15 protein-coding genes are annotated in these 17841 nt (G+C 43.9%); 6 read left to right on the forward strand and 9 right to left on the reverse strand.

The genetic code is table 11. The features are described 5' to 3' along the window. Positions 1-27: 27 nt before the first annotated feature. Together VSQ62_RS26580 and VSQ62_RS26585 are read right to left on the reverse strand one after the other, a co-directional pair. A complete protein-coding gene (locus tag VSQ62_RS26580; protein ID WP_334632907.1) occupies positions 28-1746 on the reverse strand; it encodes an IS66 family transposase in 1719 nt (572 codons plus the stop codon). A gap of 20 nt (positions 1747-1766) precedes the next feature. Continuing rightward, positions 1767-1994 (reverse strand): hypothetical protein, encoded by a 228-nt coding sequence (locus VSQ62_RS26585; RefSeq protein ID WP_334632908.1) that lies wholly within the window; start codon positions 1992-1994, stop codon positions 1767-1769. A gap of 116 nt (positions 1995-2110) precedes the next feature. Here VSQ62_RS26585 and VSQ62_RS26590 point away from each other — a divergent pair, with 116 nt between their 5' ends. Further along, positions 2111-2398 (forward strand): hypothetical protein, encoded by a 288-nt coding sequence (locus VSQ62_RS26590; RefSeq protein ID WP_334638062.1) that lies wholly within the window; start codon positions 2111-2113, stop codon positions 2396-2398. 453 nt (positions 2399-2851) lie between these two features. Here the strand turns inward: VSQ62_RS26590 and VSQ62_RS26595 are convergent, their stop codons facing one another. Next, positions 2852-6901 carry a hypothetical protein gene (locus VSQ62_RS26595; protein WP_334638063.1) on the reverse strand — a complete coding sequence of 1350 codons (4050 nt, stop codon included), beginning with the start codon at positions 6899-6901 and terminating at the stop codon, positions 2852-2854. 1198 nt (positions 6902-8099) lie between these two features. Between VSQ62_RS26595 and VSQ62_RS26600 the strand changes: the two genes are divergently transcribed. The 5 genes from VSQ62_RS26600 (at position 8100) to VSQ62_RS26620 (ending at position 11674) form a co-directional block, all read left to right on the forward strand. After that, a complete protein-coding gene (locus VSQ62_RS26600) occupies positions 8100-8537 on the forward strand; it encodes a hypothetical protein (RefSeq protein WP_502957845.1) in 438 nt (145 codons plus the stop codon). Positions 8538-8541: 4 nt separating this feature from the next. Then, positions 8542-9048 (forward strand): hypothetical protein, encoded by a 507-nt coding sequence (locus tag VSQ62_RS26605; protein WP_334638064.1) that lies wholly within the window; start codon positions 8542-8544, stop codon positions 9046-9048. A gap of 259 nt (positions 9049-9307) precedes the next feature. Then, on the forward strand, positions 9308-9787 hold the full coding sequence (locus tag VSQ62_RS26610; RefSeq protein WP_334638065.1) for a superoxide dismutase family protein: 480 nt from the start codon (positions 9308-9310) through the stop codon (positions 9785-9787). 204 nt (positions 9788-9991) lie between these two features. After that, positions 9992-10330 carry a P-II family nitrogen regulator gene (locus VSQ62_RS26615; RefSeq protein ID WP_334638066.1) on the forward strand — a complete coding sequence of 113 codons (339 nt, stop codon included), beginning with the start codon at positions 9992-9994 and terminating at the stop codon, positions 10328-10330. A 93-nt stretch (positions 10331-10423) separates the two neighbouring features. Beyond that, positions 10424-11674 (forward strand): ammonium transporter, encoded by a 1251-nt coding sequence (locus VSQ62_RS26620; protein ID WP_334638067.1) that lies wholly within the window; start codon positions 10424-10426, stop codon positions 11672-11674. Positions 11675-11689: 15 nt separating this feature from the next. On the opposite strand, the gene VSQ62_RS26625 is transcribed toward VSQ62_RS26620, so the two are convergent. The 6 genes from VSQ62_RS26625 to VSQ62_RS26650 form a co-directional block, all read right to left on the reverse strand. Continuing rightward, positions 11690-13714, reverse strand: coding sequence for a thioredoxin domain-containing protein (locus VSQ62_RS26625; protein ID WP_334638068.1), 2025 nt, complete (start codon positions 13712-13714; stop codon positions 11690-11692). Positions 13715-13737: 23 nt separating this feature from the next. Then, positions 13738-14427 (reverse strand): hypothetical protein, encoded by a 690-nt coding sequence (locus tag VSQ62_RS26630; protein WP_334638069.1) that lies wholly within the window; start codon positions 14425-14427, stop codon positions 13738-13740. A 50-nt stretch (positions 14428-14477) separates the two neighbouring features. After that, entirely contained in the window at positions 14478-15599 is a 1122-nt protein-coding gene (locus VSQ62_RS26635) for an AAA family ATPase (protein WP_334638070.1), read from the reverse strand. 255 nt (positions 15600-15854) lie between these two features. Beyond that, entirely contained in the window at positions 15855-16418 is a 564-nt protein-coding gene (locus VSQ62_RS26640; protein ID WP_334638071.1) for an HD domain-containing protein, read from the reverse strand. A 26-nt stretch (positions 16419-16444) separates the two neighbouring features. Continuing rightward, positions 16445-17530, reverse strand: a complete 1086-nt coding sequence (locus tag VSQ62_RS26645; RefSeq protein ID WP_334638072.1) for a M24 family metallopeptidase — start codon at positions 17528-17530, stop codon at positions 16445-16447. 115 nt (positions 17531-17645) lie between these two features. Beyond that, positions 17646-17822 (reverse strand): FeoB-associated Cys-rich membrane protein, encoded by a 177-nt coding sequence (locus VSQ62_RS26650; RefSeq protein ID WP_334638073.1) that lies wholly within the window; start codon positions 17820-17822, stop codon positions 17646-17648. Positions 17823-17841: the final 19 nt, after the last annotated feature.

A 17841-nucleotide genomic window follows, 5' to 3' on the forward strand; every position in this document is an offset into this window, starting at 1 on the left:
AATAAAGAAAAGGTTGCTGCTTTGGCGTTAAGCTTTAGCAACAACCTTTTCCTGTTTTAGTTTGGGCGGGCGTTTCCGTTCATATATTTCTGTTATCTTCTGATATACATCTACATTTTGTGCGCGTAACAAATAGACTATGCTTAAGCCATTACAAATATCGTTTAAACTTTCTTGGCTCCGCAGAGTAATTGCCTGCTTCTGTTTTCGTTTATAGACTCTTGCCAATCTTTCACATAGGGAATTATTGGCTGGAACCCGTTTATCATGCAGGAACAATAATTCACTTTCTTTATATTCCCTTAACCGGAGAAATAGATTATACCCTTCCCTATAATACTCAGTCGGCGGCTCATCCTGATATTCTTTCTCCGCCTTGTTCAGGATTTCGTCATACCTTTTCTCGAATCCCTCAACAATTATCGGATCAAGTTCTTTCTCCCCCAACCCATTTCGGTAATGCAGCATCTCCTGGAACAATCCGTGCATCTCCTTGTTCCATTCCAGCTGCGGCTCATTCTGCTCGCTTCCGATCAGATAGCGGCAGTCATGCTGGGTACACTCCTGATGTTTTGTTCCATAACGGTAAAATGTCTTGTCATGGTCATGCAAGACAATCCCAACATAATTCTCAAGCGGCGTTCCTTCTATTCCTTTATGCCCTTTTTTCTCCCTGCCTATATAAAGTGCCACATCTGCGATCGGGGATGCAAGTATAAGGACCTGCGCACTGTGCCCATTTACAGATGCGTTTGTAAAATCTGCATTCATGACCGGAGACTGCATTAGTTTCTTTATAATCTCTTTTTTCTCTTCCGCTGTTTTCGCTGAAAATTCCCTGGTAAGACCATTGATCATGCCGTCGGACAGTTCGATCTCGCCTTTTGTCAATTCTGAGATTAGCTTTCTTATTTTTCCATGGGATACGTTGCATTCATTGCTCAGGAGAAAGGCAAGTGCCTTCACCGTCCCGTCATAGTTCACTTCATTAATATATCCTTCTGGAAATGGAGCATGTACACGGGCTCCGGTTCTTTTGTCACGGTATTCCTTTGTCGTATATTCCATGACCGCTACAGACATCTGGATGACCACTTTCTGTTTCCGAATGATTTTTCCTGTCTCATAATAATTCTCTTTATCCAGGTATTTTGCAGGCGCAGGGATTTCATGTGTCTCTGTTACGGCATGGAGCTTCCTGCGGTGTCCGGCATGGCCTGGCTGTCCGCCTGGTTTCCGGTCAGTTTTTACCCGGCTGTTCGGGATTTTTTTCCTGCCGGGTTTCTGCTGGGAAGAGGGGATGGATGAATTCTCAAAATCCATATTGACCTGCGCAGTCAGTTTTTGGTTCAGGCCTTTTTCTTCCTCCAGTTCAGCCCCTACCCTGTAGAATTCCTGTCTTATATCACGGCATTTATCTAATGCTTCATCTCTCTGGCGAACAACTTCCAGATTCTCTTTTTTGAGCTTTGCAATGAGACGGTCCTTCCTGTCAAGTTCTTTCTGGCATTCGTGGTAAAGATCATCATTTGCTTCCATCCATTGATTCCGGACAGACCGGATCTCCTTACGTGCCTGTGCTAATTCTTGTTTTAATTCCCGGATATTTTTTTCAAGTTTCCGAATAATGCTCTTATATTCTTCTTCTAATTTCCGGTATCTCTCGCCGGATTTAAATTCGGCGATCTGCTGTGCCAGTGATTTCACTTTGTACTGTAATGCACTTGTATATTCAAATGGATTCATCTGTACTCTCCTTTGATGAATTAGGGGCGGGAATCTAATACCTGTGCCATCGTTCTGCTTAATTCTATTGTCTCTTCCAGTTGTAATGTCAGCATGGAAATATATTCTTCTTTCTGTTCAAGAAGCTCTTCCGAAGTCCGAATGCATTTTTCCTGGATTCGGATTACATTTTCTGCTTCTTTAAGAGCATTCTCCAATTTAGAGATCTGTAATTTATATTTTTTTATAAGTGATGTTTCTTTACTCATTGCTGCCTCCGCACTTGTAATAAAAAAAGTATAGCAGAAATCTGGAAAAAAAGCGAATGAAGGAAATCTGGTATTCGTCATTTTGCCAGGGATAAATCGTTGATTTTTCAAGACAAATGGATATCAAACCACGCAGAAAAAGATGTGAGAAGGGGATTTTAAGACGAAAAACAGAAAGGAGAAAATGTTATCCACAAGAAATACCTGAGGACAAAATATTATTAACATTTTGTCCTCAAACGTATCATTTACTGTGGATAAAAATTTTTTCAATTTCAGCACATTTACCAACACTTTCTAAAAAGCCTATTACTGGCGTGGGTGTGAAAAGTAACGATGTTTTTGATCATTTCACTGGAATTGAATTCTTCACTTGTTTTCCTCATACTGCTGATGTAAAATAGAGAAGAAAGGATACGGGTCATAAGAAGTAACACAGCAGGATAGGTAATATAGCTCTGGTTTCTGGGATCTGGAATCTGTTTTAACAGGGGTAAAAGATCTGGGAAAAAATGCCGGATTAGCTTGGCTAATTCACATGCAAGGTTCAACTGTTCCAGGTGTTCCCTAACCTCTTTTCTTCTGATTTTTATTCTTGCTTCATAGTAAAACCTCCTCTCTTTTATGGTGGTGCGAAAAAATAGTTGTTTGGTTACTTCTATTATCGCGCATCTTCCCATAAAATGGGAGGTTTTTTTATTAATTTTTTTTAAGCGTCAGAGCTGGCATCATCTTATGCCGCGCCAAATAGTAATATACCTCTTTTTATTAATACTTCCATTTGCCGACAAAAAGGCTTCGGAAGCTATACCTCCGAAGCCTTTTCATTTGCTTAATAACTATTGCTTAATAACTATTTAACGGCCCTTCTTTGTTGTCGTTGTCTTTTTAGCTGTACCAGAAGACTTGGTCGCTGCCGTCTTCTTGGCCGTTGTTGTAGATTTTTTAGCTGCTGTTGCAGTCGTCTTCTTTGCTGCTGCAGATGTCTTAGCGGATGAGGAAGATTTTGCTTTCTTACCCTTCTTCGCCTTGCTGCGGATAACCGCAATTACTGCGATACATGCCGCTACGGCTGCTACGACCCACATAATGATCTTGCTGGTATCTCCTGTCTTAGGAAGGAGAGATGCAGCGGCAGCTTTCAATGCGTCTGCTGCAGACTGGGCAGCCGACTTGGCGTCATCACCGTTGGCATTGTCACCATTGGCCGCATTAGGATCTGCATTGGCCGCGTTAGGATCTGTTGCAGTGCCGTCACCATTGCTGCCATCCGGGTTATTCGGATCATTACCATCCGGGTTGTTTGGATCGTTACCATCCGGGTTATTCGGGTCGTCCGGGTTATTCGGATCATCTCCATCCGGGTTGTTCGGATCATCCGGATTATTCGGATCATCTCCATCCGGGTTCTCCGGCGCCGTTGACCATGCAATTCCAATCGGTGATGTACCGTTTACTACAAATGTTACGCCCTTACCTGTTCCCTGGAATACCTCTGAGCCTTCACTGCTCATACAGGTCTCAATCTCTCCTGCCGAGTATTCTGCAAAGTCATCTGTCTCAAACATATGTGCTGCTGAGAACTGATTCTCCGTAGCAACCACGCCCTGCGGAAGAGACTTGGCCGGTAATGTAACCGGGATACCGCCGTTCTCAAAATCGCCTGGCTGAGCGTCTCTCGTCTCTGGATCACCTGCATCGTTGCGGGTAATAACCTGTACTTTCACATCGTAGAATGCTGTATGTTCCTGATCCTGATATGCTCCCAAGCCTGCTAGATGCCTTGTCAGATCAGTCGTAACTTCCTGCATACTTGTGTATCCTGCATCCTGTAATCCCTGGGTAAGCTCCATGCCGTCCGATTGATTCGGAATAATGCGCTTCCAGGTGGTCTTGTACTTCGGACCGGAGTCGGCTAATGGGGACTTCGGAGTCGTTAGTTCTGGAGAAGATACGGGGTCGCTTGGTTTGTAAACCAGAGTCTCTTTGTACCTAATCTGACCAATATATTTTGTACCAGGTTTACAATCTGTTTTATCCACTACAGTTGGACTATACGGAACATCTTCGTCACTTCCTACGGTTATGATACGATATTCTACATCTGGATCATCTACCTTAGGTATTGTTACCGTATATGTCTTCTTATCTGCATTTCCTTCATTAATTGATAATTCAAATGCCGAAACATCTGCCTTCGGGTTTTTCAGTTTCTCAAAGACAAGTTCATATGGTAGCATCATCTCTTGTACAACGTCACCTGTTCCTACAGACCGTGCATAGAAAATATGTTTATCTGTAGCATCCTTTGCTGCATTGATACCTGTAAATACTGCTGAACTCTTAGTCTTATCTTCACTGTTAGTGCCGTTAACCCAACCATCTTCCACGGCCGGATCTCCATCCATCTTGAACTGGTAGTCTACACCGGCTTGCTTCTGAATCTGTATCGTACAGTCAAAGGTTGTTCCGTTCGCTCCGACAACGTAAGGATCTACGTGATTCGGCTGACGTTTTTCAGGTGTTACTTTCTCAATAATCAAAGCTTCCGCTAATGGTAATTCCGCACCATCATACCCGACAACAATATAGTTTCCGCAAAGAGATCCATCAGCATATTGCAGTTCAATTTTTTCAGGATTGAGGTGTACACTCTTATATGTACCAGCATGCCCCTCATTCTTTTCATCAACAATACCTGGCGATTTGAGTATGATTTTTCCTTTATCAGCCTTTACAAGTCCTTCAAAGTCCACTCCTTCTAAAGTTACTTCACCATTGCCATTATAATATTTTGGATTCGGAGAAGCTTTTATTTTGCTGCTTGTGTCAATAGTAATTTCTTTTGGGGCAATAACATAATCTTCTGTTACTGTGCCTTCATAATTACCTTTGCCTGTTATAGTATACGTTATTGTTCCTGCATTAGTAAAATCTGCTGCTTCTCCACCCGAAGGTATTAATTCATAATCTGTTTTTTCATTCAAAACTATATCTTTATCGTCTATTTTAACTTTGACTGTAACATCCGGCTTTTGTGATGTGCCATCATATATTGGCTTTTCTGGATTAAATGTTACAGTAGCTCCATCAAGAGAAATACCTGAAACTTTATATTCAACCTCCTTCGATCCTTCAAAATCACTATCACTTGAAGGTTTAATTACAGCCTTATAAGTCCCTACATCAAGAGGATCTCCCCAGTTGATACTATATTCATTTTTCTCAACAGAAAGTTTACCAAATGTTGCAGATGCCAATTCAGGTGTAAGTTTTTCGCCCGTATAAGTTAACGGCTGTTTAACTTCGAAAACACAATCTGAAATTTGTGCTGGACGTACTTCAATTGTATCTGTAAGTTTAAATTCTTTATCAAACTCTTTTTGACCGTTTTCTTTTGTATAAAAAGGATTTTTATGTTTATAAGTTACAGTATAAGTTCCTCGTCTAAGTATTTTTGTATCAAGACTTGGCGCAGACTCATATCTGCTTATATAATGATCCCAACCATTCGTATCAACATAATAATAATTAGATTCATCCTCATCGTCTTCAGATCTAGGTGTTCTTTCTTTAGGTACAAGGATTTTATCTGTTAAATCTTCTCCCGTATAGAATATTTCATCTTTATTCATCTTCGGAGCGATATCAATAGTTTTTTCCGACAAAGACACATATTCTTTTATGCCCTTCGGCAGAGGCGGAAGGTCAGTACTTATATAATCCCTGTTATAAATTGCATTATTTTGAGGAGTATCCGAATTACCAAAGTTTCTAATTATGCAATCCTGAAGACTTGTTGGATTCTTAGCAATCGTCAATGTACTATCTGGACGGAGAAGTAAATGTGTATCATGGATGTCTTCACTTATTGTCCCATCTCCCCATATAACTCCAGTAGTATTATTTTTGGTAGCCGTATCATCTTCTGCTTCCCACACTATTGCATTAAGTTTATGTTCTTGAGTTCCTTTATTGATTACTCCTGTAAGAGAAGTATCATTAGTGAAAATATCTCCACTTCCATCAAGAGAAGATAATGTATCGCATAAAATGCCGGTCGTTAAATCAGTAGAGCCCTTCTCCACTGTACCGCCAATAGCAAACACTTTGCCCCCAGATATATCAATATTTCCACCGCTAGACTCATAGGTTTGTGCATGACCGATTCCAGGACCACCCGGTTGAGTTGATTCAACAACACCATTTACTTTATATTCTTTAGCATTGCCACCTATGGCTACTACTTCAGCATCATTTTTAATAGAAATATTTCCACATTTACCTTTAGAACCGCTACCTATACCAGCGGCAGCTTCACCTCCAGTTGCTTCTATACGACCGCCAAGAATGGTAATATTTCCAGTTGCGTCAGTAAATCCACCGATTCCAGCACCACCACTACTACCTTGAGCTTTCAATGTACCTGGTCCATGAATTATTAAATTACCCTTATTTCTAACCTGTAATCCAGCGCCTCCTTTACTAGGATTCGTTTGACTAGAATCATCTGGATCTGGAATATCTATTGTACTGTTATCCAATGTAGACGTGGTATCTTTACCTAAATATAAATCAACAGTTGCACCAGTATAAATCTCAAACGGAGGAGCTGCTACATCTCCTGTAATCTTTATATCGCTATCAAAATATACGGTATGTGTTCCACCAACCACTGCAATCGTACGTGACTTGTCTATATTGCCTTGTGTAATACGATGACCTGGACATTTCTTATTGTTAGAATTACATTTTTCAGAAAGCGATACGGAACTAGTGATAGTAGATAAATCGTAATCTGGTCCTTCGTCAGGATCCGCTGCCTTTGCCAATAACGGCGCAGAACATAATATCGTAGATGCGGCCAAGGACGCCAGCAATAACTTTAATTTCTTTCTTTGCATCATAGTAGTCCTTTCTTCATTAATATTTCTTGGATATCTACCCTATCTATGTAAACAGAGTATCATTCTGTCTCTAAGATTTCATTATATATAAGTATACCGCATAATTTGTCGAAGTTCAACGACTTTGTCCCTGAAATGAAACTGCACAGTTACCATTTACTGACAAATCCGTAACCAGTAAAGATATGCCTATATATAGAAATTTCTGAATATACGCTATTATATTCAGAGAATCCGCCCAAGAATCCGGTTTTTCCAAAATCTTTCCATAAAATTTGTCTCTAACCCGGAAACATGGCATGACATTCCATTTCCTTAATATCCACTATAATAATATATCGTCACAAAAGGAATTTTGATTATAAGAGTTTCGCGATATGAGCAAGAAAGTTGTTCCAGTTATATTTTGCAATATTTATTAACGGATTAGTTTCCTGCCTTTTCTCCTCTGCTTACTGCCTGAAAGCCTCCATCGCAAGGCGCTGCCGCCTGAGAAGCAAAAGCACGGAAATAAGTTTGACGGCGATGCGGGCGCACCTGCTAGAGCTTTTAACGGCGCAATAGTCGGGCCAGGCAGTTCAGGAGTTCGATTTCTGACCGGATGAAGCACTAATACAGCATTGCGGAATTCACCGTTAATTGTGCAATGCTGTATTAGAAGACCGGATTTTTCTTTCTGCGGACACGTTTTGAAGAATGTTCATACAGGTAAAATCAGATTACAGTATACAAAAAGCCCGCTTTTGAGGTCGTACAAGCAAATACCATAAGTTAGCTTTTTAAAAAGCTTTACTTTATTTTCATTTCTTCGTGAAGCAACACTAAATCCAGGAAATTAGGGATTGACAAAACGAAATTCATGCTTAGACTATACATAAATCAAAACTGATGTTCTGTCAGTAGATTTCTATATTAGGTATTTCTTGCAAGATCTGCAAAGAATTCATATGTATTTTTCAAAAATATTTTTCAACGCAGCTATGAAGCAAGAATAAAAATCAGAAGAAAAGAGGTTAGGGAACACCTGGAACAGTTGAACCTTGCATGTGAATTAGCCAAGCTAATCCGGCATTTTTTCCCAGATCTTTTACCCCTGTTAAAACAGATTCCAGATCCCAGAAACCAGAGCTATATTACCTATCCTGCTGTGTTACTTCTTATGACCCGTATCCTTTCTTCTCTATTTTACATCAGCAGTATGAGGAAAACAAGTGAAGAATTCAATTCCAGTGAAATGATCAAAAACATCTGGCATCTATCCGGGGAGGAACAGACCGTGGAGGAGCTTCCCTACTGGGAAACCATCAACCGGTATCTGGAAAAAGTAGATCCGGAAAAATTGCAGGACATCTTAAACCGCCTTTGCAGCAGGCTTCTTTGCAGCCGGGCTTTTGAAAATATGCGAATCAGGGGCAAGTACTGGCAGGTGATCATAGATGGAACGCAGCTTTGCAGCAGCCGGAGGGAACTGGATGGGAAAAGCCTGCACCGGACCCATAACAAGGGGACGGAAAAAGAGTATCAGGAGAACTATTATTATGTGCTGGAAGCAAAGCTGGTACTGCATCCGAAAATCCTGATCAGTATTCAGACGGAATTTGTGGATAATGAAGAGGGAAAAGAAATGGAGAAATAGGACTGTGAAAGGAAGGCCTGCTGGCGTTTGTTTCTTTGAGAGATGCAAAGGAAAAAACTGGCGGTATATCCTGCGGTATAAGGAGGGGAGCATCCCGAGCATTGGGGAAGAATACAGAGAACTGAAAGAAATGGAGAAGAATTACCAGGAGCGCGAAACACAGACTGGGAAGGAATGGTATGATTACGTGACAGATATAGATTATAAAGGACATCAGGTAAATCTGGCAGAGTATGGAGAAAGCGGGGAGCATATCTGCAAAAAGGGCAGGAAAAAGGGAAAAGCAGAAACGATCCGGAAAGAATTCTGGTTTCTCACAGATCTGCCAATCACCAGAAAAAATGTGGCAGGACTGGTGGAGCTAGGAAGGATGAGATGGAGAATCGAGAATGATGGGTTTAACGCGCAGAAAAGGCAGGGATACCATCTGGAACACCAGTACAGCAGGAATTATCAGGCACTGAAAAACCATTATTATCTGATGGAATCGGAATCCCTTTGCGAACGGTGATGCCTGGAAAAATACGCACTAATGAACCAACAGTATCAAAGAGGGGACTGTCGGGAAATGAAATTTTCACACAATATCTTGCCGTGGTGTCTAATCTGTTTCCGTATATTGTGGTTAAATTATCATTTCCCGAGCCCCTTACTGTTTAGCTTTCTGTTAATGGTAGTTCCTTTATAATTATCACCGCATGAATATACCTCCACAGGCGCATAACCTCTCCCTTCTATGCATATGATTATGCAAGGGAGAGTGATCAGACATGATAGATATCAAAGCGAATCCTTCTGCTTATGCAATGATCAAAGGGAACCAGAACCATCCGGATATCGAAGGAAGAGTCGATTTTTACGATACATATGGAGGAACAGTGGCTGTGGCATCTGTTCGGGGGCTTCCGGCAGAAGCCGCAGAGAACAGCTACGGCTTCCATGGATTCCACATTCATGCCGGCGATACATGTACGGAGAATCCTCAGGGAGAATTCTCTTCTGCCGGCGGCCATTATAACCCGAAGAATACCGTACACCCGGCCCACGCCGGCGACCTTCCGCCGTTACTGGCGAATTCCGGGAACGCCTGGGCGGCAGTGTATACGGATCGCTTTTATCCGGAAGACGTCGTTGGACATACGGTCATTATCCATGAGAGGGCAGATGATTTCCATACTCAGCCGTCCGGCAATGCAGGTGAAATGATCGCATGCGGCGAGATTGCAGCGTGGGATCCGGATATTCGTTAAGCTCTATATTCAAAAACCGCCGAATTTTCATCAGATTCCACCGGATTCGTGTACACATTTCATAAAATATGATTTTTTAGTTAAAATACTATTTACAAATCGTCTCATACGTGTATAATGAATACCATCAAAAACAAGGGCGTTTTCTTTACGGAGAAAGCGCCCTTCTTTTGTGTATTATTATTGATAACAGGAGGAAGGCAAATGAAAAAACTGGAAATCATCATTCAGCCTGAGAAGCTGGAGGATTTAAAATCCATACTCGACGAGAGTGAAGTGTCCGGCCTCATGATCAGCAATGTCATGGGGTACGGTAACCAGAAGGGCCATAAAAAAGTATACCGCGGTGCGGAATATAATGTCAATCTTCTGCCGAAGGTTAAGGTAGAGACTGTCATTGAACCAGAGGTTGCCGAGAAGCTGATCGAGACGATCGTCTCTGAGATTCGGACCGGCAAGTACGGGGACGGCAAGATCTTCGTATATGAAGTGGAGGATGCTGTTCGTATCCGAACAGGCGAACGCGGATCCGATGCACTGTAAGAACACAACTGAACATATTCAACATGCTTATCAATGGAGATAATTACGGAAACAACAGCCGTCCTTATCTCCTTTTATTTGGGAGGAATTAACATGGATTTGACAACTTTGATCACAAACGGTATGGATACCGCCGAAGCAGCCGGGCTGCTTATGAATATCATGTGGACCATGATCGGCGCATTTCTCGTATATTTTATGCAGGCAGGATTCGCAATGTGTGAAGCGGGATTCACCCGCGCCAAGAACACGGGCAATATCCTGATGAAGAACATGATGGACTTCGTTCTTGGGAGCTTGTTCTTCTTCGTATTTGGCTTCGCTGTCATGCACGGAACAGACTGGAACGGGATCATCGGCATCAAAGGATTCTTCAGTCCTTCTTCACTGGCGGATGCGGACGGGATGTTTAACGGACTTCCGATCGGAGTCTTCATGATCTTCCACACCGTATTCTGTGCAACCGCGGCGACCATCGTGTCAGGCTCTATGGCGGAGCGGACGAAATTCATCGCCTATCTCGCCTACAGCGCGGCGATCAGTATCTTCATTTACCCGGTATCCGGACACTGGATCTGGGGCGGAGGCTTCCTGTCTGAGCTTGGTTTCCATGATTTCGCAGGTTCCGCAGCAGTACATATGGTCGGCGGTCTCTGCGCCCTGGTCGGCGCGAAGATCCTTGGACCTCGTATCGGGAAATACGGCAAAGACGGCAAGGCGAGAGCCATCCCAGGACATAATCTTCCGATCGCAGCGCTTGGCGTATTTATCCTGTGGTTCTGTTGGTTCGGTTTCAACTGCGGTTCTACTACCGCCGCTGCCACCAGCCTTGGACACATTGCCATGACAACCAATCTTGCCGCCGCTGCCGCTACGCTTCTGGCCATGATCGTTACATGGATTCGTTACGGCAAGCCGGATGTGTCCATGACATTTAACGGATCTCTCGCAGGACTCGTTGCGGTCACCGCCGGATGCGATGTGGTAAACGAGTGGGAAGCCATCATGATCGGCGCTGTTGCAGGTATCTTAGTGGTATTCTCCGTTGAATTCTTCGACCAGGTTGTCAAGATCGACGATCCTGTCGGTGCGATCAGTGTTCACGGTGTCTGCGGCGCCGCAGGTACGATCCTGACCGGTGTATTCGGAGAAGGCTGCAGCCTTGTCACTCAGTTGATCGGAGTCGGCGCAGCCGCTGCCTACGTGCTGGTGATGGCCGTCATAGTATTCACCGTCATCAACAAGACGATCGGGCTTCGCGTTACGAGGGAAGAGGAAGTTGACGGACTGGATGTCCATGAACATGGATCCTCTGCTTATGCGGATTTCAACTTTAGAATATAAATACTATAGGCAAAATCATAACTGCTGCAGGGTCTTCACCGGGGCCCTGCATGCGCCGTCCTCGCACAGATAATACATTTCCCCCTCCTGCGGTATCGGGTATTCTGCGGTAAACGGCGCACATTCTGCCAACTCTTCTTGATTCTCTTCTGTCTTGACCAGAATACTCATTCCCCCTGCTGCCAGCTCTGCCAATTGCATCCTCAGCTCCTCTGACATCCTGCCGCTCACCGTACATACCAGCTCCTTATGCGGATAGATAGCGTCTGCCATGGCAAGCAGCGCATAACTGTACCCTGCCGGATACTCCTGTATCTCCCCGGCACAGAAACCAAGCTGTCTTCCTGCCGCCTCCTGCCATCTGTTCTCTCCCGTCAGCAGCGCCAGACGCTGGAGCGCCATTGCCGCCGCCGAATTGCCGGACGGAATAGCCCCGTCATATATTTCCTTGGGACGGGCGATCAACCGGCCGGCATCCGATGCGCTGATATAGTAACCGCCCGCCTCACTGTCCTCGAAGAATTCAGCCATCTGCTGTGCACGGAGAATTGCATTGCCCAGATATTCTGTCTGGAAGGTTGCACCGTACAATTCCAACAATGCAAGCGTATAGACCGCATAATCCTCCAACTGGCCCTTATGAGCCGTCTCCCCGTCACAGTAACGCAGATAGAGACGGTTGTCCTCTCCGGTCATATGTGTTTCGATAAAACGCTGCGCTCTCTTCGACGCCTCCAGATAACCGTCCTCCTTAAGCACCGCGCCCGCCCGTGCAAATGCAAGGATCGTCCAGGCATTCCAGGAGAGCAGGATCTTATCGTCTTTATGAAGCTTCGTCCGGCTAAGCCGGTACTCATACATGGCTTGTATCCAGGATGACCGTACCGATCCGGTTGTCTTCTCAATCCGGTTGGGGATGCTCTTCCCCTCAAAATTCCCCTCTTCTGTGATCCCATACAGACGGCAGAATGCCTGTCCATCATCCTTGCCAAGCACAGACTCTGCCTCTTCCGGCGTAAATACATAGTATTTTCCTTCCACACCGTCACTGTCCGCATCCTGACCGCAGTAGAAGCCTCCCCTCACATCTGTCAGCTCCCGGAGGATATAATCCGCCGTATGCCTTACTGTGTCCGCGTATTTCTCCTTACCGGTAAGACGGTAGATTTCCAGATATGCCAGTATCAACAGCGCATTGTCATACAGCATTTTCTCAAAATGGGGCACAAGCCACCGCTCGTCTGTAGAATACCGTGAGAAGCCACCGCCGATATGGTCATGGATTCCGCCCTCCGCCATTGCATCCAGCGTCCTCTCTGCCATACGTAGCGCTTCTGATCCTTCCCTGTCTGCCCTACACCCCTCTTCTTCCTCCGCGTACCGCATCAGGAAGAGAAGATTGTGAGGCGCCGGAAACTTCGGCGCGCTGCCGAAGCCTCCCCAGACCGGATCAAACTGCTGTGCAAAGATCTGATACGCTTTCCTTAGAATTGCATTATCCCTGCGGGAGATTCTGCTGTTTCCTGGATTGGCGGCGCTCCCTGTTCTGTTGATTGCCGCCGTGATCTCCTCTCCCGCCCGAACCAGTTCTTCCCGCCGATCCTTCCACAGGCTCAGCAGTTCTCTTAGGATATCCACAAGCCCGGGACGTCCGTAATACCGCTCTCTGGGGAAATATGTCCCGGCGAAAAAGGGCTTCTGCTCCGGCGTCATGACGATCGTAAGCGGCCAGCCGCCGGAACCTGTGACAGCCTGACATACCGACATATATACTGCATCAATGTCCGGCCGTTCCTCCCGGTCTACTTTGATACATATATATCCCTGATTCAAGATCTGTGCTGCCGTCTCATCCTCGAAGGATTCATGCGCCATCACATGACACCAGTGACAGGTGGAATAGCCGATACTCAGGAAGATCGGCTTGTCCTCTTCCTTCGCTCTGCGGAATGCTTCCTCACACCAGGGGTACCAGTTGACCGGATTGTCTTTGTGCTGTAATAGATAGGGGGACTTTTCGGATTTTAATCTGTTTGACATTGCCTGCTCCTTTCAGCTATGGATTACATTTCAATATAATTTTCCCCAAATCTCCCGGAAATAGAACAATTTTTCGCAAACTTCTTCGGACATTTTATGCAAGAATTCCAAAAGCTGTTCGGGAAATAATCAAACAAAAATTCTGGAAATGCACTGAGGATAAATATATTACCTTCAACTATATAATCTTGCTGAAGAATATAGATATAAGCCGGGCTCACCAAATCCTTATATGTATCATGTTTTATAATTTCTTTCTCACCTAACAGACACGATATCCTCATTACAAACACATTTAAAATCTCACGCCATACTTCAAAATCATATTTTCTAAAATCCCTATACTTGCTCTTTTGTACAGATCTTCTTTTATAATTATCAAATTCATTTAACTGACAATAACATTCTTCCCCATGACCACATATCCCCGGGTTAAAATCTCTCAATGCCTCTACCATTGGATAGCTAATATATAGTTTGCCATTTTCTGTCTCATTATCAAAATTCGACAGCATCTCATTGATTACATCTGTTTCACTATTTTCAAACGATAAATTATTCTGATGTCCATCATAATCAAAAAATAAATATACTTCCGAAAAGTCATCTCGTGTCAATCCCTTCAAATGACTTTCAAGTTCCGGACATTTTTCTCTCAATATCTCTATAATATCTGTTTCAAAATCGTCTGCCTTCAATGTCTGCCAGATCATATATATGTTCTGTCCTGCAGGCAGTGTAAGAATTTTAAAATTGGAATGTTTTATTCTCTATCTTTTCCATCAAAAGCACCTGCCTTATACATCTTCTGCAAATTATGCGCTTTTCTCAACTCTTTGTCAGTGGCTCCTGCCAAAGATGTAATCTTGTTATTCTCAAGTATGAAATAACAATCTGGTCTTAACAAATCATTACTCATGAGATCTGTATTATGGGTCGTAGTAAATATCTGTACATGTTCTATTTCATATAACCTTTTGATAATATTTTTCGCTAATTCAAAATGATAAAAAGCATCAAACTCATCAATATAAACAAAAGATGCTTCCCTCATTTTGGTATACCAATAATAAAACAAGGTCAGAGATCTTGTCCCTGTGGATGCGATCTTGAAAAAATTAGCTTTTTTTTGATTTTCAAATCGACAGTATATCTTTTTCTCTCCGTCTATTTCCTCCGCTGCCAGATCATAAGTAATTTCATTTTCCTTCAAAAACTGTTGAAATTCTGACAACTTTCCACTTTTGATAATCTCCTCCGATATGTTACCGCCTCCAGATTGAAAGCCTTCATACCCTCGATGATCCAGTGAATAAAATAAAAGCATCCGCTCCACATAAGATATAAATTCGTGAAAAACAGCGTTCTCACAATTATCTGGCAATATTGCATTGCTGTTTACATATTTTACTCTGGAAATTGGATTAGCTGCTCTTATCGTGTTATTGAGCGTTTCTGTCCCTTCTAATCGTGTTAAACCTTCTTTCCGGAGATGATCATAGTATATCACTTCTCTTCCTTCTATAGATAAACGTTCAAACTCCAACTTATTCATGGCAGATTTTCTATATTGATAGATCACCTCTTTATCATGAAAAACAAATACATATTCAAATTCTGCATAAGATTTGGGATTATTCATATTCAAATAATAATCATAACGGGCAGACAACACCTGGTTATCTGTTAAATGACTTATTATATCACAGACAGCAAGCCCCAGATTAGATTTACCACTGCCATTGATTCCAAACAAAATCCCCTTTGTAATAACCCCTTCATAGATAGCCTTTTGACTAAAGTTATAATTACTCGGCGCTCCCAAGTCTAATACTAATTTTTCCTGAAATCCTTTGAAATTCTCAACACTAAATTTTTTTAACATAACAGACTCCATCCTTACCTTTTTTCTTATTATAGCCTATTTCATAAATAAATATCAACAAATACCGTATTATATCTACACTTATACCGTAAAAATAATACGGATATATGCAGATCTCAGTCAAAGACCCCTCTGCAGTCGCCAAATGTTCATGCAAGCATGCCCGCTTGGCTCATTGCTCGCAGGAATAACCAAAAACCCCGGAAGCTCATCCAGCTTCCGGGGTTCTACTGTCTCTGTCATATATTCCTCAAACTATAATCCCAGCACATCCGCGATCGCGCCCATCTCCTCCAGCGCAACATCGATCAGGTCGTCCAGACTAAGCCCTGTGAACTCAATGGACTCCATATAATCCCGGTTCGCCCCCGCCGCGAAGCGAAGCTCGTTGAACCGCTTCATCACGGACTTATGCTTCACGCTGGCGATCTTCTTATCCGGATAGATCTGCGCCACCGCCTTCACGAACCCGCTCATAGGATCAGCCGCCAGTACCGCATACTGTATGGTCGTCTTCGCCTTCACGCCGCTCTTGGGATTATGCGCACAGATAGCGTCAAACAAGACCTTGTCCTCGATCCCCTCTTTCCTAAGGATCTCCACCGACGTAGGGCCATGCACTCCCATATCATGCTGCCAGTCACACTGCTCCTCATCCAGGTCGTGGAGAAGTCCTACGATTCCCCAGTATTCTACATCATCCGGCGCCAACCGCTTGGCAAGCCCCTTCATGATCGCCTCTACGGCATAAGAATGGGTAATGTAGTTCTGCCCCTTCATATATTTCATCAAGATATCATGTGCCTGTTCTCTGTTCACGGCCAATATTCCTCCTTATCTGGATCCTACTCTTCCGGTACTACGATCAGATCCTTCGTATAGTGGTTCAGTACCTCGCACCCGTCCTCTGTGATGATCACAAGATCTTCGATACGAACGCCGATGCCCTCATCCGCAAGATAGATGCCCGGCTCTACGGAGAAGCACTGCCCTACCTGGATAATATCCTCATTTACAGAGGATACATCTCCGAATTCATGGTCCTCAAGACCGATGGAATGGCCCGTCCTGTGTGTAAAATACTGTCCGTAGCCCTTCTCTTCGATATAGTTCCTTGCTGCAAGGTCCACATCACACATCCTGTTGCCCGGCTTCGCAGCTTCGATCCCGCGTCTGTTCGCCTCTGCCACAATGTCATAGATCTCTCTTGCACGGTCTGATACTTCCCCGATAAATACTGTTCTTGTCATATCGGAAGCATAGTTGTCCTTGAATGCGCCGATATCAAGGATGACGCAGTCGCCGCGCTTGCCCTTGGAATCGTCCGTTACATGATGCGGATCTGCCGCGCCCTTGGCGTAAGCCGTGATCGGGTCAAATGATACATCCTCACATCCAAGCTCCTTGTAGATCTCACGGATCTTGGCATTCAGTTCCTTCTCTGTCAGTCCCTTCACTACCCATGGGATCAATCTCTCCATGGCGATATCATTGAGCCTTGAGGATTCTCTCATCAGCTCCTTCTCCTTCTCATCCTTGACCATACGGATATAGTCGATGATCGGCGAACCGTTCACGAACTTGCTTCCGCCGCCCAATTCCTGCAGGCGGAGCAGGAATCTTGCCGGCCATGTCTTGTCGATTCCCATTACCTTGTCCTTCTCAACGAATCTGCTTAAGATCTCGACTCCGTCCTCAATATCATCATACCATACCAGTTCTACCCCAAGATCCTTCTCCTGCGGGAATAATTTGTTGATCACCAGCTTGTGATTGCCGTTGACATTGAGATACAATGCCAGAAGCCTCTCTCCCGGAGCGATCCATTTGCCCGTAAGATAGAAGATTGCAACCGGGTCCGATATGATCATCTGCGGAATCTCATGCTCTTCCATTGATTTTAATACTCTTGCCACCTTGTTCTGATCCATAGTTGTCCCCAACCTTTCTTAATAATAAACTGCCAAAATCGGCAGCTTCCCACTACCGATTTTAATAATTTCATTATAATATCATGCCTGTAAAAAGTCAATTGGTTGGCGGGTATTATTCACTATTCCGGTTTTTCCCCGTACATGAACCGGTGCAGCCGCTACAGCCGCACCCGCAGCCGCCTCCGTTCTTCTTCTTTTTCCAGATGCTTCTTAAGGCCAGCGCAGCCGCTGCCAATATAATCAGACCTACGGCTGCTGTTGATACAATACTGCTCGCTGCTAATGCCATACAAACTCCCTCCTGTTCA

Origin of the sequence: Sporofaciens sp. JLR.KK001, from assembly GCF_036941055.1 — a bacterium.
Taxonomy (GTDB): Bacteria; Bacillota; Clostridia; order Lachnospirales; family Lachnospiraceae; genus Sporofaciens.